Annotated in this window: 24 protein-coding genes; 21 read left to right on the top strand and 3 right to left on the bottom strand. The window is 41.6% G+C overall.

What is annotated here, in order from left to right; all coding sequences use genetic code 11:
- Positions 1 to 130 precede the first annotated feature (130 nt).
- The 10 genes from G6W43_RS04895 to G6W43_RS04850 all read left to right on the top strand — a co-directional run bounded on the left by G6W43_RS04895 (position 131) and on the right by G6W43_RS04850 (position 8352).
- Entirely contained in the window at positions 131 to 406 is a 276-nt protein-coding gene (locus G6W43_RS04895; protein ID WP_009295267.1) for a NifU family protein, read from the top strand.
- Complete coding sequence (locus tag G6W43_RS04890) at positions 393 to 947, top strand: hypothetical protein (RefSeq protein WP_009295268.1); 555 nt, start codon at positions 393 to 395, stop codon at positions 945 to 947. Before G6W43_RS04895 ends, G6W43_RS04890 begins: the two co-directional genes overlap by 14 nt.
- Positions 925 to 2208, top strand: coding sequence for a UDP-N-acetylmuramoyl-L-alanyl-D-glutamate--2,6-diaminopimelate ligase (locus tag G6W43_RS04885; RefSeq protein ID WP_103569883.1), 1284 nt, complete (start codon positions 925 to 927; stop codon positions 2206 to 2208). Before G6W43_RS04890 ends, G6W43_RS04885 begins: the two co-directional genes overlap by 23 nt.
- Positions 2209 to 2226: 18 nt before the next feature.
- Positions 2227 to 2796 (top strand): hypothetical protein, encoded by a 570-nt coding sequence (locus G6W43_RS04880; RefSeq protein ID WP_103569882.1) that lies wholly within the window; start codon positions 2227 to 2229, stop codon positions 2794 to 2796.
- 17 nt (positions 2797 to 2813) lie between these two features.
- Complete coding sequence (gene panD, locus G6W43_RS04875) at positions 2814 to 3161, top strand: aspartate 1-decarboxylase (RefSeq protein ID WP_002941539.1); 348 nt, start codon at positions 2814 to 2816, stop codon at positions 3159 to 3161.
- A gap of 3 nt (positions 3162 to 3164) precedes the next feature.
- The gene (locus G6W43_RS04870; RefSeq protein ID WP_002941513.1) at positions 3165 to 3479 is read left to right on the top strand and encodes a YbaB/EbfC family nucleoid-associated protein; all 315 of its coding nucleotides are present in this window, start codon (positions 3165 to 3167) and stop codon (positions 3477 to 3479) included.
- A complete protein-coding gene (locus G6W43_RS04865) occupies positions 3476 to 4585 on the top strand; it encodes a DUF7488 domain-containing protein (RefSeq protein WP_194169293.1) in 1110 nt (369 codons plus the stop codon). The genes G6W43_RS04870 and G6W43_RS04865 overlap by 4 nt, the downstream gene beginning before the upstream one ends.
- Positions 4582 to 5481 carry a polyprenyl synthetase family protein gene (locus G6W43_RS04860; protein ID WP_149712527.1) on the top strand — a complete coding sequence of 300 codons (900 nt, stop codon included), beginning with the start codon at positions 4582 to 4584 and terminating at the stop codon, positions 5479 to 5481. The genes G6W43_RS04865 and G6W43_RS04860 overlap by 4 nt, the downstream gene beginning before the upstream one ends.
- Positions 5482 to 5589: 108 nt before the next feature.
- Entirely contained in the window at positions 5590 to 7500 is a 1911-nt protein-coding gene (gene tkt / locus G6W43_RS04855) for a transketolase (RefSeq protein ID WP_194169292.1), read from the top strand.
- A 57-nt stretch (positions 7501 to 7557) separates the two neighbouring features.
- A complete protein-coding gene (locus G6W43_RS04850) occupies positions 7558 to 8352 on the top strand; it encodes an undecaprenyl-diphosphate phosphatase (protein WP_103598708.1) in 795 nt (264 codons plus the stop codon).
- A 69-nt stretch (positions 8353 to 8421) separates the two neighbouring features.
- Here G6W43_RS04850 and G6W43_RS04845 read toward each other — a convergent pair whose 3' ends face one another.
- The 3 genes from G6W43_RS04845 to moaC are packed head-to-tail and all read right to left on the bottom strand — an operon-like array spanning position 8422 to position 10387.
- Positions 8422 to 9660, bottom strand: coding sequence for a hypothetical protein (locus G6W43_RS04845; RefSeq protein WP_194169291.1), 1239 nt, complete (start codon positions 9658 to 9660; stop codon positions 8422 to 8424).
- Between the two features lie 9 nt (positions 9661 to 9669).
- On the bottom strand, positions 9670 to 9936 hold the full coding sequence (locus G6W43_RS04840; RefSeq protein ID WP_103617612.1) for an HP0495 family protein: 267 nt from the start codon (positions 9934 to 9936) through the stop codon (positions 9670 to 9672).
- A complete protein-coding gene (gene moaC / locus G6W43_RS04835; protein ID WP_180997186.1) occupies positions 9911 to 10387 on the bottom strand; it encodes a cyclic pyranopterin monophosphate synthase MoaC in 477 nt (158 codons plus the stop codon). Before moaC ends, G6W43_RS04840 begins: the two co-directional genes overlap by 26 nt.
- Before the next feature lie 417 nt (positions 10388 to 10804).
- On the opposite strand from moaC, the gene G6W43_RS04830 reads away from it, so the two are divergent.
- The 11 genes from G6W43_RS04830 to G6W43_RS04780 all read left to right on the top strand — a co-directional run bounded on the left by G6W43_RS04830 (position 10805) and on the right by G6W43_RS04780 (position 20911).
- The gene (locus G6W43_RS04830) at positions 10805 to 11623 is read left to right on the top strand and encodes a hypothetical protein (protein ID WP_194169290.1); all 819 of its coding nucleotides are present in this window, start codon (positions 10805 to 10807) and stop codon (positions 11621 to 11623) included.
- Between the two features lie 12 nt (positions 11624 to 11635).
- On the top strand, positions 11636 to 14224 hold the full coding sequence (gene nosZ / locus G6W43_RS04825; protein WP_194169289.1) for a Sec-dependent nitrous-oxide reductase: 2589 nt from the start codon (positions 11636 to 11638) through the stop codon (positions 14222 to 14224).
- 80 nt (positions 14225 to 14304) lie between these two features.
- Positions 14305 to 15060, top strand: coding sequence for a cytochrome C (locus G6W43_RS04820; protein ID WP_103579332.1), 756 nt, complete (start codon positions 14305 to 14307; stop codon positions 15058 to 15060).
- Positions 15053 to 16309, top strand: a complete 1257-nt coding sequence (locus G6W43_RS04815; protein WP_194169288.1) for a nitrous oxide reductase family maturation protein NosD — start codon at positions 15053 to 15055, stop codon at positions 16307 to 16309. The genes G6W43_RS04820 and G6W43_RS04815 overlap by 8 nt, the downstream gene beginning before the upstream one ends.
- The gene (locus G6W43_RS04810) at positions 16302 to 16979 is read left to right on the top strand and encodes a 4Fe-4S dicluster domain-containing protein (protein ID WP_149703985.1); all 678 of its coding nucleotides are present in this window, start codon (positions 16302 to 16304) and stop codon (positions 16977 to 16979) included. Before G6W43_RS04815 ends, G6W43_RS04810 begins: the two co-directional genes overlap by 8 nt.
- Positions 16976 to 17527 carry a c-type cytochrome gene (locus tag G6W43_RS04805; RefSeq protein ID WP_194169287.1) on the top strand — a complete coding sequence of 184 codons (552 nt, stop codon included), beginning with the start codon at positions 16976 to 16978 and terminating at the stop codon, positions 17525 to 17527. The genes G6W43_RS04810 and G6W43_RS04805 overlap by 4 nt, the downstream gene beginning before the upstream one ends.
- Positions 17524 to 17985 carry a c-type cytochrome gene (locus G6W43_RS04800; protein WP_194169286.1) on the top strand — a complete coding sequence of 154 codons (462 nt, stop codon included), beginning with the start codon at positions 17524 to 17526 and terminating at the stop codon, positions 17983 to 17985. Before G6W43_RS04805 ends, G6W43_RS04800 begins: the two co-directional genes overlap by 4 nt.
- Before the next feature lie 2 nt (positions 17986 to 17987).
- On the top strand, positions 17988 to 18887 hold the full coding sequence (locus G6W43_RS04795; RefSeq protein WP_009295289.1) for a NapH/MauN family ferredoxin-type protein: 900 nt from the start codon (positions 17988 to 17990) through the stop codon (positions 18885 to 18887).
- Between the two features lie 9 nt (positions 18888 to 18896).
- Positions 18897 to 19550 (top strand): ABC transporter ATP-binding protein, encoded by a 654-nt coding sequence (locus tag G6W43_RS04790; protein ID WP_194169285.1) that lies wholly within the window; start codon positions 18897 to 18899, stop codon positions 19548 to 19550.
- Positions 19543 to 20370 carry an ABC transporter permease gene (locus tag G6W43_RS04785; protein ID WP_009295293.1) on the top strand — a complete coding sequence of 276 codons (828 nt, stop codon included), beginning with the start codon at positions 19543 to 19545 and terminating at the stop codon, positions 20368 to 20370. The genes G6W43_RS04790 and G6W43_RS04785 overlap by 8 nt, the downstream gene beginning before the upstream one ends.
- A gap of 133 nt (positions 20371 to 20503) precedes the next feature.
- Positions 20504 to 20911 carry a tetratricopeptide repeat protein gene (locus tag G6W43_RS04780; RefSeq protein WP_002941585.1) on the top strand — a complete coding sequence of 136 codons (408 nt, stop codon included), beginning with the start codon at positions 20504 to 20506 and terminating at the stop codon, positions 20909 to 20911.
- The last annotated feature ends 205 nt before the right edge of the window (positions 20912 to 21116 follow it).

The following is a 21116-nucleotide window of genomic DNA, read 5'->3' as shown; positions in this document are numbered from 1 at the left end:
GGGCAAATTTGCCCTTTTTCTCCACGAAAAACCACCAAAATTTAAAGCCAAAACGCCCCCCAGCAAAAGCCTAGAAAACGTTTGTTTGAACTTTATCTGCTATAATAGCTAAAAAATTTAAGGAAAAAATATGATCCCATTTAGTGATGAAGAGCTTTTAAAACCAGTGACTGCGAGTTTGCAAAAGGTGCTGCCTATGCTTGAAAATGACGGCGGCGGCATGGAGCTACTTGGCATAAAAAACGGCAAAATTTACGTAAGACTCACAGGACATTGTCACGGATGCGCAGCTAGCACAACCACGCTAAAATACGGCATCGAAAGGCAGCTTCGCATAGATATTCACCCAGAGCTTGAGGTCATAAATGTTCCGATCGGCGAGGAATTTGACATTGATAGATTATAAAAAAATAGGCATAAAATATTTCAAACGCTCTAAATTTAAAGACGCGATCTTTTACTTTTCACTAGCCTACGAAAAGACGCAGGAGAAAAATTTACTATTTTTGATACAAATTTGCTCTCTTGGCGAGGAAAATGCCGAGGAGGCAAAGCTCTTGTTTGACTACTACATGGCGAAAGTAAGAGCTGGCGAAGACGACGAGGGCGTGGAGGAAATTTTAAAGATTTTAGAGTCCAGAGATGAGGAGAGCGAGTATTTTGAAGAGCAAGACGCGATCAGCTACGAGGACTTTAAAAGGGCTGTTTATAAGGACGGCAGCTTTAAAAAGGTCTTTGAAAACATCATGTTCTCAACAAAGGTGATGATCTCAAATAAAGACGATTTTTTGGAATTTTTAGGAAATTTGATAAAAAATGACTTCATCGATATGAGCATGAACTACCTTGAGAGTGCGGCGGTGATGTTTGGCGGCGACGAGCGTATAGATCAGCTTTTTAAAGAGATACAAAAAAGACAAAACGATGAAAATATCAGTAGAAAATAGCTTCATAACAGATGACTCAAACGAGTGCGAGCAGGGTGCATACTTTGTGCAAACTACTGCAAATGCGAAATTTGTAGAACACGCGGCAAAAAAAGGCGCTAAGATAATCACTCTTGAAGAGTGCAAAAAGCTTTTAAAGATCGATGAAAGCTTAAAAATAGTTGGCATCACAGGGACAAATGGCAAGACCACAACGGCTGCGGCTATCTACGAGACTTTGCGAAATTTAGGCAAAAAATGCGGTCTAAGTGGCACCAGAGGAGCTTTTATAGAGGGCGAGCAGATAGACGACAAGGCGCTTACGACAAGTGCTATTTTAAAGACGCTCTCATACCTAAAAGTAGCCAGCGAGCAGGGCTGTGAGTACTTCGTGATGGAGGTTAGCTCGCACGCGATCGCTCAAAAGCGCATAGAGAGCTTAAAATTTGCCCTTAAAATTTTTACAAATTTAACTCAAGACCATCTCGACTACCACAAGAGCATGGAGGAGTACGCTAGGGTAAAATCAAGCTTTTTTGACGATGAGAGCGTAAAACTCATAAACATTGACGATGGCGGCGTTAAATTTAACCCAAAAAACGCTTACACATACGCACTCAAAAAGCCAGCCAGCTTTGCGCCGATAGTTTATGGGCTAAAGGACGGCATAGACGCAGTTATCAAGACGCCAAATGGCGATGTGGAGATAGACTCAAGCCTTCAAGGCGAGTTTAATCTTTACAACCTAATCGCAGCCCTTGGTGCCGTTTGCTTACTAGAGCGCCCAGACGCAGCCGCACTTTCAAAGGCGATAAGTAAATTTAAAGGTGTGAGCGGCAGGATGGAGGTCGTTAGCAGTGATCCGCTAGTCATCGTGGACTTTGCCCATACGCCAGATGGCATCGAAAAGGTGCTAAACTCGCTTAGACATCTAAATTTGATCGCAGTCTTTGGCGCAGGCGGCGATAGAGATAGGACAAAGCGCCCTAAAATGGGAGCGATAGCCCAAAAATACGCAAGAATTTGCATCGTCACAAGCGACAATCCAAGAAGCGAAGAGCCAGAGAGCATAATCGATGAAATTTGCGCTGGCATGAGCCAAAATGAAAATTTGATACGAAACGCCAACCGCAAAGAGGCGATCGCTCTAGCCATTAGCAAGCTAGAGCCCGGCTGGGCGCTTGTCATACTCGGCAAAGGCGACGAGCCATATCAAGAGATAAAAGGCGTCAAGCACCCATTTAGCGACAAAGAAGTGGTGCTTGAAATTTTATCTAGATAACTTACGAAAGGAAAAACGATGAAAATTTTAAATTTAGCCTTTACGGCTACTTGCGTTGCACTATTGCTAGGATGTACCACTGCTCAAAAAGAGCCGCAAAAGCTACAATCTAGCGCAAACCAAAAGAGCTATCTGGTGAGCAACCTACCTCAAAATATAGAGTATGACGGCCAAATTTATCACCAAAAATACCAAAATGAATTTACGGTGGAGTATTATTTGGAAGATGAGGGCGGCTATGGATGGAGTAAGCTAATCAGCGTTACCTATGCGCCAAGCATCAAAAACATAGATGATTTTATAACAGCGATAAAAAAAACCACAGATCCAAAAAAGGGCAAATTTAAGATAGAAAAGATAGGTAGCGACAGCTCTTACCGTGAGGAAATTTACTATCCAGAGCCAAATAATCCAAAATTTAACAGCTACGAGATAACACTAGATGTTACAAAAACGAGTGAGTGTGGGCTAGTCGGCGTATCTTTTGCCAGAAATTTCAAAACTCTTGACGAGCTAGAAAAGACGCTAAAGGCAGAGAAATTTAACGAGAAATTTTTAGCAAACAGACCAGTGATAGAGTGCAAATAAACTAAACAAGGCAGAAAATGAATATAGAAATTTTAGCTAGCAAGATCCACAGAGCTGTCGTAACAGACGCAAATTTAAACTATGTTGGCTCGATCAGCATCGGCGAGGAGCTTATAAAGGCTGCAAATTTGATAGAAAATCAAAAGGTTGAAATTTTAGACGTAAATAACGGCGAGAGATTTGCCACCTACGTGATAAAGGGCAAAAAAGGCGAAATTTGCCTAAACGGCGCAGCTGCTAGAAAGGTCTGCGTTGGCGACGTGGTCATCATCGTGGCTTATGCTAGTATGAAATTTAAAAAGGCTAAGAAATTTAAGCCAACCATCGTGCATGTAAATAACAAAAACGAGATCATAAAGGAGTAGGCGATGTTTGAGGGATTTGACTTTTCAAAGATGGGGCAGATGCTTGAGGATGTGCAAAAGCAAGCCAAGCAGATGGAAGAAGAGAGCAAAAATAAAGAATTTGGAGCAAAAAGCGGCGGCGGACTGGTAAGCGTTAGAGCAAACGGCAGCGGCGAGATACTTGATATCAGCATAGATGATAGCTTGCTTGAAGATAAAGAGAGCATGCAAATTTTGCTAATAAGCGCCGTAAATGACGTGCTAAAGTCAGTTGAGGCTGATAAGAAAAACACCGCTTCAAGGATGCTTGGCGGCCTTGCTTCGATGGGGATAAAATGAGACTAAATTATAAATTTGCCCTTGCTTTTTTGCTATCAGCGCTTTGCCTAAACGCCGATCCTAGGCCTACGCAAGAGGATTTTAACGCCTGCTTTGAAAAGAATAAAAACTCAATCGTCTCGGTAAATAAACACTTTGGCGTGGCTATCACTAAAAATTTGATCGCAGTGCCAAAAAGCGAGGGAGCGCCACTTGGTGAATATGTCAAATTTGACCCGTATTTGCAGCTCTTTTTGGTCCGCTCTAGCAAGGAGCTAAGCCCTGTAGTGATGGCTGATGAGACTAATGAAGAGCGCATAAAAAAGAGCACCTGGGTTGGCATCTTAAATGACGCAAACAACACTGTCATGGGTCATATCAAGTCTTTGGGGCAAAATTTAGGCGACTTTGACACGCTAAGCTTCGAGTATAACGCAACTGGCGAGATAAACACGCCTTGTTGTAAGATGATAGGCATAGCTGTTGGAGCTGATAAATTTATACCAAATCGCTATTTAAAGCACTTTGTATCTTACGATGACGTATATTACGGCGATATCGGCGTGAAATTCTTACAAAAAGATGATAAATTTTTTGTGGGTCTTGTTGATCCACTAGGCCGAGGCAAGATGATGATGGTTGATGATGAGCTTGTTACGATAAATGGCATCAAGCCAAAGAGCCTAAGAGAGCTAAATGAGATGGTGCTTTTTGCTCCAAAGGGCGCAAAACTGGACATCATCGTGAAGCGTGATAGGCAGGAGCTACTCTTTCAAGTGCCAGTAAGCGGGGATGTGAAATTTAACCAAAGCCTTGATATAGACGCTCCTTCGAGCCTTGATCTGCCAAATTTAAATGTCATGCCAAAGTCGCCTGAGAGCTTGCTAGATGATAAAGTTTTGGTGGATTATGGTATCACGGTTGATAAAAATTTAGTCGTTACTAAGGTTGAGCCAAAGTCAAATGCTGACATCTTTGGCATCAAGATCGGCGATAAAATTTTAGGCTACAACAAAGAGAGTGTGAATAGCCGCGAGGAGCTTTTAGAAAAGATCAGCGATCTGCAAAATTTCGTGCTTTTATTTACTAGAAATGACTTTCAGTTCTTTGCAAGAGTGCCAAAATGAGCCTGCTTGAGGACTTCGTAAAATTTCTAAATGCAAATTTGCCAAAGGCGTCTAGCTTTCACCCTTACTATGAGGAGGCGCTTGGCGTTATGCTAAAGGCTGGAGGCAAGCACTTTAGGGCGCTTTTGCTTCTTGGTGTGGTGGAAAATGTCGATAAAAGCCTCACGCAAAAGGCTATGAGAGTGGCTTTGGGGCTTGAGATGATGCACACATACTCGCTCATCCACGATGATCTGCCTTCGATGGATAACGCAAGCCTTAGGCGCGGCACACCAACGCTTCACGTCACATACGACGAGACGACTGCGATACTTGCAGGAGATGCGCTAAATACGCATGCTTTTTATGAAATTTCACGTGCCAAGTTGCCAGCTGACACTCGTATAAAGTGCGTTGAAATTTTAAGCCAAAATGCTGGCGTTAGCGGCATGGTGCTAGGGCAGGCACTTGATTGTTTTTTTGAAAATACAAACAAAGAGGACATCAAAAGAGCAAAGGCTAAATTTGGTCTCTCTGGCAAGATGCTAAGCCTTGATGAGCTAGTCTTTTTGCATATCCACAAGACCGCAAAGCTCATCGCTGCTAGCCTAAAAATGGGCGCTATGATAGTAAATTTAGACGAAACAGAGTGCGAGAAAATTTATGATATCGGGCTAAAGCTTGGGCTTGCTTTTCAGATACAAGATGATATCATCGATCTTACAAGCGACGAAGCGGCCGCTGGAAAGCCCGTGCATAACGATCTAGCTAAAAACTCATTTACAAATTTACTTGGCCTATCTGGTGCAAAAAAGAAAAAAGATGAGCTTATTTGCGAGATAGAAGAGGCACTAAAACAGATAGATGCAAACATTGCAAAAATGATCTTAGAGCTTACAGACAAGCATCTAAGATAAGTGCGTAAATTTCGTAAATTTATATCACTTTTTAGACATTTTGGGCAAAAATGCAAGGCAAGTTTTAATCACTTTTTTGTATAATCTGACGCAATAAAAGGAGATCATATGCTAAAAAAACAAGCCGATACTATAAGATTTTTGTGCGCTGATATGGTGCAAAACGCTAACAGCGGACACCCAGGTGCTCCTATGGGCCTAGCCGATATCATGGTGGTTTTAAGCAACTTTTTAAAACACAACCCTAAAAATCCAAAATGGCTAAACAGAGATAGGCTCGTTTTTAGCGGTGGTCACGCATCAAGCTTGGTTTATAGCTTCTTGCACCTAAGCGGCTACGATCTAAGCCTAGATGAGCTCAAAAATTTCCGCCAACTTGGCTCAAACACTCCAGGACACCCAGAAATTCACACTCCAGGCGTTGAGATGGCTACTGGCCCGCTTGGTCAAGGCGTAGCAAATGCAGTTGGCCTAGCAATGGCAGAAAAATACGCTGCAAACGTGCTAAATGAGCCAGATAATAAAATAATCGATCATAAAATTTATTGCCTTTGCGGCGACGGCGATCTTGAAGAGGGCATAAGCTACGAGGCATGTTCAATCGCTGGAAATTTAAGACTAGACAACCTTGTTCTCATTTATGATTCAAACAACATCACGATCGAGGGCGACACAGCGATCGCATTTAGCGAGGACGTCAAGGCAAGGTTTGAGGCGCAGGGCTGGGAGGTCGCACGCATCGACGGACACGACTACAACCAGATCGAATTTGCTCTTGAGCAAGCAAACGAGAAAGAGTCGCCATATCTCATCATCGCAAACACGCACATAGCACGCGGCGCAATGGAGCTTGAGGGCAGCCACCACAGCCACGGCGCACCGCTTGGCGAAGAGATCATCAAAAAGGCAAAGGCCGCAGCTGGCTTTGACCCTGAGAAGAAATTTGCTATCGACGAGGACGTGCTTTTAAGATTTAGAGGTGCAGTTGAAAAGGGCGATCTTGAAGAGGCGATGTGGAACAAAAAGGTTGAGGCGTTAAGCATTGAAGGCAAAAATTTATTAAACTCACTTCTTAATCCAGACTTTAGCAAGATCGAATTTCCAGACTTTAGCGACAAAAAGCTAGCCACAAGAGATACAAACCACGTCATTTTAAACGAGATAGCGAAAAAACTCCCTGGCTTTATCGGCGGTAGCGCTGATCTTGCTCCTTCAAACAAGACCGAGCTAAAGGGCATGGGCGACTTCCCAAATGGCAAAAATATCCACTACGGCATCAGAGAACACGCCATGGCAGCTATCAACAATGGCATCGCCAGATACGGTCTTTTCTTGCCATTTTCAGCGACATTTTTCATTTTCAGCGACTATCTAAAGCCAAGTGCAAGGATAGCAGCGCTAATGGGCATCAAGCACTTTTTCGTCTTCACACACGATAGCATCGGCGTTGGCGAAGATGGTCCGACACATCAGCCTATCGAGCAGCTTAGCACATTTAGAGCGATGCCAAATTTCTACACTTTCCGCCCAGCTGATGGCAACGAAAACGCAGCTAGCTGGCAAGCGGCTCTAAATTTAAACGCTCCAAGTGCATTTGTACTTAGCCGCCAAGGGCTTGACCCACTTGCAAAAGGCGAATTTGGCGAGGTTGGCAACGGCGCATATCTTTTAAGCTCGGCAAAAGATGCAAAGATCACATTTATAGCAAGCGGCAGCGAGGTCTCACTCTGCGTAAAAGCAGCCGCACTTTTAGCTGAGCAAGGCATCGGTGCAAATATCGTATCAGCGCCTTGTTTTGATCTGCTTTGCGAGCAGCCAGCTGAGTATGTTGCTAGAATTTTAGATAAAAATACAACCATCATCGCAGTTGAGGCAGCAACTGGCTATGAGTGGTATAAATTTGCTGACGCAGTTTATGGCATGAACAGCTTTGGCGCCAGCGGCAAGGCAAATGAGCTATTTGATCACTTCGGATTTACTCCGCAAAAGCTTGCAAATTTTGCTAGCGAACTTATATAAAATTTAACTTTGGGGAGTAAAATCCCCAGCTACAATCTAAAATCAAAAAGGCATTTTATGGAAATTTCTCACGTTATCGTTTTGGCCTTGGTGCAAGGCATAAGCGAGTTTTTGCCGATATCAAGCTCGGCTCATCTCATCTTGGTGCCAAAGCTACTTGGCTGGCCAGATCAAGGGCTTGCTTTTGACGTGGCAGTGCATGTTGGTACGCTAAGCGCGATACTTTTTTATTTTAAAGATACGATTTTTAAGCTACTTCACGACTTTTTTGCCTCGATCGCGCAAAGAAAGATGGTGGGTGATAGCTTGCTTGTCTGGTGCGTGGGATTTGCCACTATCCCAGTTGGCATCTTTGGGCTTTTGTTTAACAACGTGATCGAAGAGTACGCAAGAAGCGGCGTTGTGATCGCAGTTACAACGATCATCTTTGGCATCGCACTTTACTTTGCTGATCTTCGCTCAACAAACAAAAGCGAATACGAAATGACCATAAAATTTGCTCTCATCATAGGCTTAGCGCAGGCTGTGGCGCTCATCCCTGGCGTCTCAAGATCAGGCATAACGATGACAGCGGCACTTTTTTTAGGATTTAGCCACAAAGGCAGTGCAAATTTCTCATTTTTACTTTCGATACCTGTCATCATCCTAGCTGGCGGACTTGAGAGCATCAAGCTTATAAAAGATCCAAACGCCTTGCCATGGAGCGATATCGCCCTTGGCGTCATCATAAGTGCAGTTAGTGCTTATATCTGCGTGAAGCTATTTATGGGGATCATCTCAAGGATCAGGATGCTACCTTTTGTCATCTACCGCTTGATCTTGGGTGCGTTTTTACTCTATCTATTTTTATAAATTTAAGTTATAAGAGGGCTAGGCTAAGACCTAGCCAAAATGATAAATTTGCCAAAAAGCTTGGCAAATTTACTCCTCTTTTTTATCTTTTTTTATGACGTTTATGAAGTCTTTTGCGGCTTGATATGCTCTGTCGCCAAATTTCTTAGCTTCTGATTTTATATCCATTTGTTTGATGTCTTCAAGCTTGTCGTTCGCCTTTTTCTCAAACTCTGCGATATCTTGCTTGAGGCCTTCAAGCTTATCGTTTGCGTCAAAATTTAGCTTTAGCTTTTTGCTCTTGTCGTTTAGCTCTTGCTTTAGGGCTTCAAATTTATTGTTCGCCTCGCTCACAAACTTTGCAACGCCGTTTGACTTTAGCTCTTCAAGCCTTGAGCTGATCTGCTCCATCGCTTGATCGCTTATGCGTTTAAATTTTGCTAGATTTGTGTCAAGCTCGCTATTTATCACGCTTTCGATCTCGCTTTTAGCCACGCCGTCAAATTCATTTTCAAGCTCTTTAAGAAGCGCTATAAACTCTTCATCCACGTTTTTTAAATTTAAAAGCTGTGAGTTTAGCCTTAGCTCGTCTGGAGCAAATTTCGCCTCATCTTTTAGCTTCTCAATAGCTCTTAAGATGCCATCTCTTGTGCCATTTATCGCACCTTTTATGAGCTCTTTTGCAAATATATGCCCCTCATTTGCTAAATTCCCCGCTGCACTGATGATATTTTTTGAAATTTCAAACATTCGCTCTTTGCTAAACTCCCCGCCTCTTATCGCAGCGTAGGTCATATTTTTAGCTATTGCACCAGCGGTCTCTTCTACGTCCTTTGCGCCTTCAAGTGTCGTTAAAAAGGCGATTTGAGCGCTCTCTTTTAAGATACCAAGCATCCTTGTTTCTCTGATAATGGCGTTATTTAAAAGCTCTAAAATTTCCTCTTTTTCGCCAAAATTTCTATCTTTTACGACCTCTTCAGCCGCTTCAAATGAAATTTTTAGCCTATTTTTTATCTCTTCTCGCTTTGCCTCGATCGTTCTATTTATCTCATCTCTTTTATCAAATAGCTCATAAAGCTCCTTCTCTTCGCCGCTAACTAGGGCCTGATTTATCCCCTCCATAGCGCTTTTTAGGTTTTTAGCATTTATGAGGCTCTCTTTATCCATCTTGTCGTAAAGCTCGTTCATCTTTTGCTTCAAAAGATCAGGCAATGTGTTTTCGTCTTTGTCTGAGACGTCCCTAAAAAAGTCGTTGCAAAGAGCCTTTATGCTAGTTAGTAGCCCCTCGCTATCTTTATAATCACGTAAATTTTGTTCAAGTTTATCCATATTTTTGCCTTATAAAACGTATTTTGCTTCGTGTTTTAGCGCTGAAAATATCTCCAGCCTCTCTTCTTCGCTTAAAACTAGCACGGCTAGATCGTAGCTAGCGTATTTTTTATCCTTGCTAAATTTTGAAAAAACTAGCTTAAATTCTCTATCTTTTACTATCTCTTTTACCTTCTCTTCGGCATTTACGCCAGCGTCAAAGATCGCCTTATACTCCCAGTGTGTTGGGTAGTCGATTTTTGCCTTTTTGTTATTTAGATCGCATATATTCGCCACTTTTGCCTCCTGTTTTGCTCTCTAGCACGATGTTACTGATCTCCATACCTTTATCTATGGCTTTTACCATGTCGTAAATGGTTAAAAGTCCCACGCTCACGCCTGTTAGCGCCTCCATCTCAACGCCTGTTTTGCCCTCGATCTTTACGCTCACGTAAAGCTTAAAAGCGCAAATCTCAGGCAGCTCCTCGATGTCACAATCCACACCCAAAATGGCCAGTGGATGGCACATAGGTATTAGCTCGCTTGTCTTTTTAGCGCCCATTATCGCAGCGACAACGGCTGTTTGGATGACTGGGCCTTTTTTGCCGGTATTTTCTTTGATCGCCTTAAAAGCATCTTTGCTCATTTTGATGATCCCGCTAGCAGTTGCTACTCTTTTAGTGGGATCTTTTGGGCTTACATCGACCATCTTTGGACGGTCTTTTTCATCTAAATGTGTTAGCATTATCTCTCCTTTTTTTGGCAGATTATAGCCTATTTAAGCAAATTTAAGTTATCAGCAAATTTAAGCAAAAAAATATCAAAAATCTAAAATTTAAGCTTTGCTCAAAACGCAAGAGGATTTTTTCATTTCTTAATATAATTATCTAATTTAAATAATTTTTTTAAAAAAATATTTATAATTTAAATTTTAATGCATAAGATACCTAAAATACGAACTTTTATAGATAATAAATTTTATCAAAAGTATATTTCTATCCATTAAATTCCAAAGTCTATTTATTGTAAATAGCAAAATTTAAAAAAAATTATTGATATTTTTCTTTAAAAGCTTAAGAAAGCAAATTAACTTCTAATTTGCTTTTAAGATATGAATATGTATATTTTTGTTAATTTTAAATTTACGATGAAAGCAACCTAGATAATGAAATTTCTGCTATGTCTTAGCTTATCTTTGATGGCGCTTTTTGCTGAGGATAAAGGCTGTTTTGTCGATGAAAATAGTCAAAATATCATCTTTGTAAAAGATGGCGAGACAAAAAGCCTAGGCTTAAAGGAGAAAATTTACAAAGATCAAAGATGCGCTTTTGATGAGAGCTCTTTTTACGTTGCAAATTTAAACAACCAGATCGTAAAGGTAGCTAGCGAGAAGGAATTTTTCTTTGCACTGCCAAATGTTGGCTGTAAGGTTTCAAATATCTTGCTAGAAAAAGAGAAAATTTACGTCGCTTGCGATATGGCAAATGTCGTAACAATCGCCATTTTTGACAAGAGTTCTAAAAAATTGATATCAAAAAATTTTAACAATGTTTATAAAATTTCTAGCTTTTTACCGCTTGGTGAGGGAGTGTTTTTTACAAGCTTTAATGGCAAGGCATTTTTGCTTGATAACAAGCTTAACGCAAAAGAGCAAAAAAGTGTTGGCTTTGCGCCGATAAGTGCCTGTAAATTTAGCGATGATGAAATTTTCATAGGCTTTAGAAACGGAGAAATTTTAGATCTTAAAAGTGGAGCTAAAAAGCAAGTTTTAAGATCTAAAATTTCAGCTCTTGCTTGCGCGGGAGATGAGGTTTTGGTAGCTAGCGAGGATGGAGTGATCTATAAATTTGACAAAAGCTTCAAGCTAAAGGGTAAAAAAGAGCTTTTTAGCGGCGAGATAAAAGAAATATTTATAGATAAAAACGTGCTTGTTGGCGTGGATCTAGGCAATAAGACAAAGAGTTTAGAGATAAATTCATTTTAAAAAGGAGAGTAAATGCAAAAGTTATTTTGTGTCGCAAGTGCTGCACTGCTTGGGCTATCTTTAACCGCTGCTTGTGCTGCTAGTAGTGACCTTGAAAAAGTCATGAAAGAGCGCGGGCTAAGCGAAAAAGATGTCCTTGCAGCTGCTAAGACTTACCAGCCAAGCGGTAAAAAAGATGATTTCATCGTCTTTTCATCTGGCGGGCAGAGTGGTCAAGTGCTAGTTTATGGCGTTCCGTCGATGAGAATTTACAAATACATCGGCGTTTTCACCCCAGAGCCTTGGCAAGGATATGGCTATGACGATGAGTCAAAAGCTGTTTTAAAACAAGGCAACATCAGGGGCAAAGAGATAACTTGGGGCGATACACACCACCCAAATTTCACTGAGAAAAATGGTGAGTATGTTGGCGATTATCTATTTATCAACGACAAAGCAAACCCAAGGATCGCTGTTATAAATTTAAAAGACTTTGAGACAACTCAAATGGTCGTAAACCCTATCATGAAGAGTGAGCACGGCGGTAGCTTCATCACTCCAAACAGCGAGTATGTCATCGAAGCTAGCCAGTACGCAGCTCCACTTGATGATAACTATCACTCAATGGACGACTACGAAGCCGTTTATAGAGGCGCTGTGACATTTTGGAAATTTGACTATCCAAAAGGCAAGATCGACGAGAAAGCATCTTTCTCACTTGAGCTTCCTCCATACTGGCAAGACCTAAGCGACGCTGGTAAAGGCGAGAGCTACGGCTGGGGCTTTACAAACTCGATAAATAGTGAGATGTATACAGGCGGTATCGAAAAAGGCCTTCCTCCATTTGAGGCAGGTGCAAGTAGAAATGACACCGACTTCTTACACGTTTATAACTGGCAAATTTTAGAAAAACTTGCACAAGACAAGAAAAACTACAAAGTTATAAATGGTCACAAAGTGGTCACGATAGAGGCTGCTGTAAAAGCTGGAGCACTATTTTTGATCCCAGAGTCAAAGAGCCCACACGGTTGTGACGTAACTCCAGATGGCAGATACATCATCGTTGGCGGCAAGCTTGATACTCACGCATCAGTTTATGACTTTAAAAAGATCAAAGAGCTAATCGACAAAAAAGAGTACGCTGGCACTGACCCGTACGGCATACCTATCTTAGATAGAGAAAAGACAATGCACGGACAAGTCGAACTTGGCCTTGGACCACTGCATACATCATTTGACTCACAAGATGGTGTAGTCTATACTTCACTTTACGTTGATAGTCAAATCGTAAAATGGGACTACAAAAATTTAAAAGTGCTTGATAAAGTAAATGTTCATTACAACATCGGTCACCTTGACACAATGGAGGGCAAATCAGCAAAGCCAGTTGGAAAATATGCAATCGCACTTGATAAACTTTCAATCGATCGTTTCAACCCAGTTGGCCCACTCCATCCACAAAACCACCAGTTAATAGACATCAATGGTCCAAAAATGGAGCTAATCTATGATATGCCTATCCCACTTGGTGAGCCACACGACGTTGTTTCAATAGCTGCTAGCAAACTAACTCCAGCGCTTACTTACAACATGGGTACAAACTCAAGAACAGGTGAGGCTAGCCCATATGTAACTCTAGCTGGTCAAGAAAGAGTTGAGAGAAACGGCAAAAACGTAACTGTCTATGCAACAATGATCAGAAGTCACATCAACCCAGAGCACATCGAGGTAAATAAAGGCGATAATGTAACAATTCACCTAACAAACCTAGAGCGCGCTCAAGATGAGACTCACGGCTTTGGCATCGACCTTTACAACATCCACGCTTCACTAGAGCCTGGCAAAACTGCTTCAGTAAATTTCGTAGCTGATATGGAAGGCGTCTTCCCATACTACTGCACCGAGTTTTGTTCAGCACTTCACCTAGAGATGATGGGTTATTTGCTTGTTAAAGATCCAAATAAAAAATATGAATCTGCAAAAAATAGCAAGCTAAAAACTCTAAGTCCAGAGGCTTTAAAAGCTGAGTACGACAAAGTAATCGCAACTAACAAAGCTACTGATGATGTTATCCAAGAGGTTGTTAAATACCTAAAAGAGAAACATTATGAGAAATATCCAAAAGTAAAAGCTTTGGTTGATGACGCACTTGATCAATACGGCCACATCAAAGAGGTAAAAGCTAAAGCTGACGAAGCTTACAAAAAAGGCGACGTAAATGGCGCTATCCTTTGGGAGTACCAAGTATGGCAATACATGGTAAAAACTGCCGACGTTGGTCTAAGAGCTAAAAACAACCTAGCTAAAGAGATCGCAACTCCGATGAGCCCAGCTGCTGCAAAAGGCGAAGAAGCTTATCTAAAAGGCGGATGTAATGGTTGCCACGTCATCGGTCAAGTAAGCTCAGGTCCAGATCTAACTGGCGTCTTGCTAAGACATGAAAACGGCGAAAAATGGGTAGCAGACTTCATAAAAGATCCTGCTAAATTCTATAACGACGACTACGTTAAAGCGATGATTGATTTCTTTAAACTTAGAATGCCAAATCAGCACATGAACGACGAAGAGATCAAAAATATCATCCAGTATCTAAAATGGATAGACGAAAACGCAGGCATGTAGTTTTAAGGGGCATTTTGCCCCTTTTAAATTTTAAAATTTAACTTTTGCTAGGCTAAATTTTAAAATTTAAAGGAGAGATTATGAGTAAATATAAAATTTATACCATTGTTGCACTTATCATCATGAGCGTTTGTTTTACTCTGCCAGTTCTTGGCTGGCACGGAGCAAAAGAGCGTATAGCTAATGGCGACGAGCTACCATCTTATAGTTACACTATCTATGATCTTTATAGCTCATTTCAGTATAAAAACCACCTTTTGCCAAAAGAGGTAGCAAGCGATCTTCATAAGATGATCGAGCAAAAAGCAGAGATCGGCACACCATCTCTTCCTATCTGGTACGTATCTCTTGAAGCGCCAAACTATCCAAAGGCAGCCTTTCCAGATGGCATACCAGTATATTTTCACGTAGATGGATATAGTGGCGACGTGCACGAGATGAATACGATAAACCACTACATCGGCATGTATCCTATGGAGCATGGCGGAAATTTAGAGCGAGCGATCGCACCTTATTATCTACTTATCGCCACACTTTGCATGCTTGCGTTTTTATACTATGACGGTAAATTTAACTCACTTTTAATGGTGCCAACCATCATCGCACCGGTGCTATTTATGAGCGCATTTGTGGGCTGGCTATACTGGTACGGACACAACATGCAAGAGTGGGGCGCCTTTAAGATCAAGCCATTTATGCCAACGGTCTTAGGCGATGGTAGCGTGGCGCACTTTACAACGCACTCATACCCAACTATTGGCTTTTGGGTGATGATGGTGATGAGCGTGCTTTGCATACTTGCGGTATTTTCAAAGAAAAAAGAGCTAAATGCGTAAATTTTCTAAATTTGCCCTTGTTTTTTTACCACTTTTTGGCTTTGCAAACGTCCTTCAAGATGCGATAAATAACGCTAGCCCTGGCGATGTGATAAAGCTGGGGGATGCCGTTTATGAAGGTGGCATAACGATAAATAAGCCTCTTACGATTATTGGCGAGGGCAAAAACGCCCATATAAAAGGGAGTGGTAAAGGTAGCGTTATAAAGATCATCGCTTCAAACGTGACACTTAAAAATTTAAAGATAAGTGGCAGTGGCAACGACCTTGGCGAGCTAGACGCTGGCATAGGCTGTGACAAGGCAAATAACGTTGAAATTTCTAAAAACGACATAAGCGATGTGCTTTTTGGGATTGACTTTAAAGAGTGCAGTAGCTCAAAGATCACTGAAAACAACATCACCTCAAAAAAGGGCGCTAGCCTTGGCTTTAGAGGCGATGCGGTGAGACTTTGGTATAGCCATGAAAATTTGATCGAGCACAACAACATCCGTGACAGCCGTGACATGGTCGCATGGTACGCAAGCCACAATAAATTTCTAAGCAACAAAGCAGTTGGCAGCAGATATTCGCTGCATTTTATGTATGCGAATCAAAATTTAGTCGAAAATAACGAATTTATCGGCAACGCTGTTGGTATGTTTTTTATGTATTCAGCTAGTTCAAGTATAAAAAATAACCTCGTTATGGATAGTGATGGCACCTTTGGCATCGGCATCGGGCTAAAGGATGTGTCTGACTTTACGATAGAAAATAACACCCTTGTCTATAACGCGCGTGGCATCTTGCTTGATAACTCGCCGTTTCAGCCGGGATCAACTATAAATTTTATAGGCAATAAAATTTTACACAACGTAGTTGGCGTCTATTTTCACGCCACGCAAGGCACAAGTATCTTTGAAAACAACGACTTCATCGGCAACATGGACATCGTCGTAAACGACACCCCAGGCGAAAAGATGCTACTAAATAGATGGAGCAAGAACTACTATGATGAGTATGAGAGCTTTGATAGAGATAAAGATGGCTACGGCGACACGCCATTTTTGCACCTCTCATACATCGATCAGCTTTGGCAATACTATCCAAATTTGCAGTTTTTCTATGGCTCAAGCGTCTTTAGCGTCTTAAATTTCTTAGCCAAACTAGCTCCATTTTCTGAACCGATAAAGCTACTTGAAGATAGTTCGCCAAGGATAAAACCGCTTGATGTTTCAAATTTCAACGCTTTAAAGGCGAAACGTGGATAGAAGAAATTTTATGATAATAGGCTCAGCCGCAGCGGTGGCTGGATACGCCATAGGTAAGTTTTTGCCAAAAAGTAGTGGCGACAAACTCTATCTTAGACCGCCAGGTGCTGTTGATGACTTTGATGATCTTTGCGTAAAATGCGGTCAGTGCGTGCAAGTCTGCCCTTATCACAGCATAAATTTGCTTGACATAGAAGATGGCTACTCAAGTGGATCAGCTCACATCGACGCCAAAGAGCGAGGCTGCTACTTGTGCGACCTTTTCCCATGCGTGCTAGCCTGTCCTAGCGGTGCGCTCGATCACGCCACAAAGGTCGTGGGCGATGTCAAAATGGGCGTTGCAGTTTTAAGTGACACGGTGGCCTGTTTGAGCGTGAAAAGAGAAAATTTAAGCGAAGCCGGCGTTAAACATCTGCTTGATCGCAAAGCCTATAACGACAGAGAAGAGGCGCTAAAAGATAAGATAAAAGGCAAGATCGGTCAAATTTGCGATCTTTGCGTCACGCTTTGTCCAGTTGGCGATAGCGCGATAGCAATGAGCGAGGCAAATTTGCCGCTTATAAAAAATGGCTGTGTTGGTTGTGGTGTTTGTGCTGAGGTCTGCCCAGCAAAGATCATAAATATCGCCCCAAAGATGAGTTATGATGAAATTTACAAGGAGAAAAAATGAGAGTAATAATACCTTTAATAGCTGCTGCGTTGATATTTGTCGGCTGTGAAAAGAGCGAGGACAAAGCGCAAGAGGCTGCTAACGAGCAAGGCGCAAAGGTAGCGACAAGTGCTAGCATAAAGGTCGAAAAAAATGAAAACAACGAGAGCGCAAATAAGCAAAATGAATTTATAAAATACGACATGCACGGCGAAAAAAGCGTCAAATTTGGTCTTGAAGACAACAACGTAAGCCGCCAGATCGGAGCGCTTGCCATGGTAAAAAGCCCGCTTCAAACTATAAATTTAAGGCTTATAAAGGGCAGACTTAGCAAGGACTTCATCACTAAGTGCTCAGCCTGCCACGACGACTACGCAAATGGCATCATCGGACCATCTCTTCTAACAAAGAGCGAGGATGAAATTTTCAAGATGATAAACGCTTATAAAAACAAAGAGAAGGTAAATGTGCTAATGCGTGATCTTGTTAAAAAGATGGATGAGAGTGAGATTAGAAAACTAGCCAAAGAGATAAGCGATTTTAATGCGCAGTTTAGGAGCAAACAATGAAAATCGGAAAAATCATAACGATCATTTTAGCGGTGCTGATATGCGGCATCATGGTGTTTATGCTAAGTCAAACTCCGCCTAAAAAGGAGAAAGCAGAAGCTAGCGTTCAGCCAAAAGTGGAGCAAAATATCTCAAAAGAGCAGTCAAAGTCTAGCGAGGAATTTGCCAGCGAAGATGAGCTAAAAAAGGTAAAAGAGCTAAGCCTAAGCGTGGCTAAGACGCAAAATGAAGGCGTTAGCAAGCAATACCTTACCTCTTGCGCTCCGTGCCACGGCGCAAATGGCAAAGGCATAGTAGCGCCTGACATCACTCATCTAAGCAAAGAGGACCTGCTAAAAAAACTGGCTGATTATAAGGCTGGCAAGGTGCAAAACACGCTTATGAAGGGCTTGCTGACAAATGTTAGCGACAGCGATCTAAACAGCCTTGCTGATGAAATTTCTAAATTTAAAAAGTAAAAATGGATAAATATAACGTTCGTGCGACCGTTAGAAATGTAAGCTTTCTAAGCACGCTAATAACGACCACAAAAGATGGCAAAAAGCGCCCAAGCATACGTTTTTGGCGAATTTTTACTATCGTGCTGGTTCATCTTTTATTTGTGCTCTCTTACAGGGTCGATGTGCAAATTTTAGAGGGCGACATCAGCGCCTCAAGGATACTTGGCTTTCACCTAGCAGATGCATTTATGAGCTTGCAAGTCTTTTTAGCAACGCATGAAATTCATGTAAATTTACTAATCGGCTCGCTTAGCATCCTAGCCTTTTACATCATTTTTGGTGGCAGGGGCTTTTGCTCGTGGGTTTGTCCGTACTCACTTATAAGCGAGATAGCTGAGAAAATTCATGAAAATTTGCGCGCCAAAAAGATAGTAAAGCCGCGAGTTTTTGACACAAAGTGGCGATACGCTTTTACCATTTTGTTTTTGGCTCTTAGCTTTGCTAGCTCAAGCCTAGTCTTTGAAATTTTTAACGTCGTTGGGATATTTTCAAGATTTATCATCTATGGCTACTTTCACGCTATCTGGCTTGTTGTAGCTATGCTTGTGGTTGAGATTTTCTTCTCACGTAGGGCATGGTGCAGATATGTTTGCCCTATTGGAGCGACATATTCGCTACTAGCTAAGCCAAATGCGATAAAGGTCAGCTGGGATAAAGAAAAGTGCGATCACTGCTTGGTTTGCACCGATGTTTGCCTAGTGCCACACGTGCTTTTTATGACAAAAAAGGGAGCAAAAACTGATGATAGTAAAAAGCTCTTTAGGATAGCAGGGGCTGACTGCACGCTTTGTGGCAGGTGTATCGATGTTTGCCACCAGGATGCGCTTAAATTTGACAACGGCTTTAAGAAACTCATATAAGGAAATTTTTTGATAGATATAAAAGAAGTAACGAAAATTTTTGGCTCACAAAAGATACTTGATAGCGTCAGTCTAAATGTAAATGCTGGCGAAAAGATAGCGATACTTGGGCAAAATGGAGCTGGCAAAAGCTCGCTCATGCGTATCATCTTGGGCGAGTTTGTGCCAAATAGCGGAAGTGTCGCGATAAATGGCGTAAATACCCTAAAAGATAGAAAAGAGGCGCTAAAGTTTATCTCATTTGTGCCGCAAACCCCGCCACCACTTAAATTTAGCCTGCGTGAGCTTTGCGAGTTTGTCTGCAAAAGCTCAAATGTCAAATTTGAAGATATTGAGAAATTTAGCAAGCTTTTAGAGCTTGACCTGCATGCAAATTTAAACAAGTCCTTTTACAAACTCTCTGGCGGCATGAAGCAAAAGATGTTAATAGCCATCGCATTTGCCAAAGATAGTGAAATTTTGATGTTTGACGAGCCAACGGCAAATTTAGACGTAAAAGCAAGGGAGTCTTTTAAAAATTTGCTCGATAATTTCACGCAAAAAAAGACGCTAGTTTTCATCTCGCACCGCATAGATGAGATCGCTCATTTGCTTGATAGATGCGTCTATATGGACCTTGGCAAGATCATCAAAGAAGAAAATTTAAGGAGCAAGAGTGAATAACCTTTTTTTAATAGCAAAACTAGACGTCAAAGAGTCGTTTCGCTCGAGGTGGTTTGCGATCTATGCGCTTCTTTTTTCTGCTTTGATGATAGGATTTTTATTTAGCGGAGTGACCGACTCGCGCGTGCTAGGCTTTTCTGGGCTAACAAGGGCGCTACTTTTGTTTATACAAATTTGCGTCATCATCGTGCCGATATTTATCCTAATTTCAACCGTTAGAAGTATAAATCAAGACAGAGATACAAACCTGCTTGAATACGTGCTAAGCTTTCCACTAAGCCTTAAAGAGTACTACTTTGGCAAGGCGCTTGGGCGGACATTTGTCGTTTTTGTGCCGCTTTTGTTCTCGCTTTTGCTTTGCGTGGTGGTTGGCTTTATAAAGGGCGTGTCGATACCTTGGGGCGTGCTGGTGCTCTACTTTGGCCTGCTTTTTAGCCTAAGTATCGTCTTTTTATCGCTTGGCTTTTTCATCTCAAGCCTTATTAAAAACCAAGAAACTGGCCAAGGCGTGGCGTTTTTGCTCTGGCTTATCATGCTAGCTTTTATCGACCTAGCGCTCATTGGGCTACTTATGCGAAGCTCAGTCGATGAGTACGTCATCTACTCTATCGCGATGTTAAATCCGATCGAGCTTTTTAGGATAGCAGCGCTTAGCCTTTTTGATCCAAATTTAGCAGTCATCGGCACTGCGTCTTACTTTATCTTAGGCACATTTTCAAAAGCGACCTTCGTAGCTTATGCGATCATCTATCCTTTGGTACTTGGCGCGATTTTGCTAGTTTGCGGCTATTTGGGCTTTAGCAAGAGAGATCTTGTTTGATTGTTTTTTGTTAAATAAGAGTTGGCTTTAAATTTAGACGAGGCTTGTATTATTCCACTTGTCCAACAAGAAACCTCCTTTTTGTAATGACCCCCTTTCCCCCAAAGGGGGTTTATCTCTCTCAAGGAAATTTATGAAAAAATCTATTTTATTTTTAGCCTTTGCCGTTTTATCTCTAAGCGCAAACTGGGATGAAAATATGCAAAACTGCATCAACAAAAGTGACGCAAAAGCTTGCGAGAGCTTTACTAAAAAGCTTTCAAGCGAGTGCGAAAACAAAGACAAAACTTCTTGCTTTTTATATGCTGATATGCTAGGGCGAGGTCTTGGCGTTGAAAAAGATATGGTTAGATCTTATGAGATATTTAAGTCGCTTTGTGAAAATGGTAGCAGTGAAGCTTGCTACGAGCTAGCTACAAAATATCTACAAGGAAACGGCGTAGAGCAGAGCTTTGATCTATCTGCAAATGCCCTTGATAAGGCTTGCAAGATGGGCAGCAAACGAGCCTGCAACGTCCTAGAGCTTGTGCCTAAGAATTGAAATTTATCTAACATTTATATCTATGACGAAGTAAATTCGCAAATTTTAAACTTTCATTCACTCGCAAGAATTGACTACTAAAATTTGGCTTCGCTTGCAGCTAAGCTCAAATTGTCGAGCCGAAATTACTCGTTCATGAAATTTTAAAATTTACTATAAATTCTCTCACATAAAACTCATGCGGCACGACAGTGCTATCGCATGC

The organism is Campylobacter concisus (assembly GCF_015229965.1).
Classification (GTDB): Bacteria; Campylobacterota; Campylobacteria; order Campylobacterales; family Campylobacteraceae; genus Campylobacter_A; species Campylobacter_A concisus_BD.
The sequence above is the reverse complement of the archived record's forward strand: the minus strand, read 5'-3'. Positions and strand labels throughout refer to the sequence as shown.

Coding starts and splice junctions, on each gene's coding strand:
- G6W43_RS04895 (WP_009295267.1), top strand. CDS start 131: ATGATCCCATTTAGTGATGAAGAGCTTTTAAAACCAGTGACTGCGAGT.
- G6W43_RS04885 (WP_103569883.1), top strand. CDS start 925: ATGAAAATATCAGTAGAAAATAGCTTCATAACAGATGACTCAAACGAG.
- G6W43_RS04880 (WP_103569882.1), top strand. CDS start 2,227: ATGAAAATTTTAAATTTAGCCTTTACGGCTACTTGCGTTGCACTATTG.
- panD (WP_002941539.1), top strand. CDS start 2,814: ATGAATATAGAAATTTTAGCTAGCAAGATCCACAGAGCTGTCGTAACA.
- G6W43_RS04870 (WP_002941513.1), top strand. CDS start 3,165: ATGTTTGAGGGATTTGACTTTTCAAAGATGGGGCAGATGCTTGAGGAT.
- G6W43_RS04865 (WP_194169293.1), top strand. CDS start 3,476: ATGAGACTAAATTATAAATTTGCCCTTGCTTTTTTGCTATCAGCGCTT.
- G6W43_RS04860 (WP_149712527.1), top strand. CDS start 4,582: ATGAGCCTGCTTGAGGACTTCGTAAAATTTCTAAATGCAAATTTGCCA.
- tkt (WP_194169292.1), top strand. CDS start 5,590: ATGCTAAAAAAACAAGCCGATACTATAAGATTTTTGTGCGCTGATATG.
- G6W43_RS04850 (WP_103598708.1), top strand. CDS start 7,558: ATGGAAATTTCTCACGTTATCGTTTTGGCCTTGGTGCAAGGCATAAGC.
- G6W43_RS04845 (WP_194169291.1), bottom strand. CDS start 9,660: ATGGATAAACTTGAACAAAATTTACGTGATTATAAAGATAGCGAGGGG.
- G6W43_RS04830 (WP_194169290.1), top strand. CDS start 10,805: ATGAAATTTCTGCTATGTCTTAGCTTATCTTTGATGGCGCTTTTTGCT.
- nosZ (WP_194169289.1), top strand. CDS start 11,636: ATGCAAAAGTTATTTTGTGTCGCAAGTGCTGCACTGCTTGGGCTATCT.
- G6W43_RS04820 (WP_103579332.1), top strand. CDS start 14,305: ATGAGTAAATATAAAATTTATACCATTGTTGCACTTATCATCATGAGC.
- G6W43_RS04815 (WP_194169288.1), top strand. CDS start 15,053: ATGCGTAAATTTTCTAAATTTGCCCTTGTTTTTTTACCACTTTTTGGC.
- G6W43_RS04805 (WP_194169287.1), top strand. CDS start 16,976: ATGAGAGTAATAATACCTTTAATAGCTGCTGCGTTGATATTTGTCGGC.
- G6W43_RS04800 (WP_194169286.1), top strand. CDS start 17,524: ATGAAAATCGGAAAAATCATAACGATCATTTTAGCGGTGCTGATATGC.
- G6W43_RS04795 (WP_009295289.1), top strand. CDS start 17,988: ATGGATAAATATAACGTTCGTGCGACCGTTAGAAATGTAAGCTTTCTA.
- G6W43_RS04780 (WP_002941585.1), top strand. CDS start 20,504: ATGAAAAAATCTATTTTATTTTTAGCCTTTGCCGTTTTATCTCTAAGC.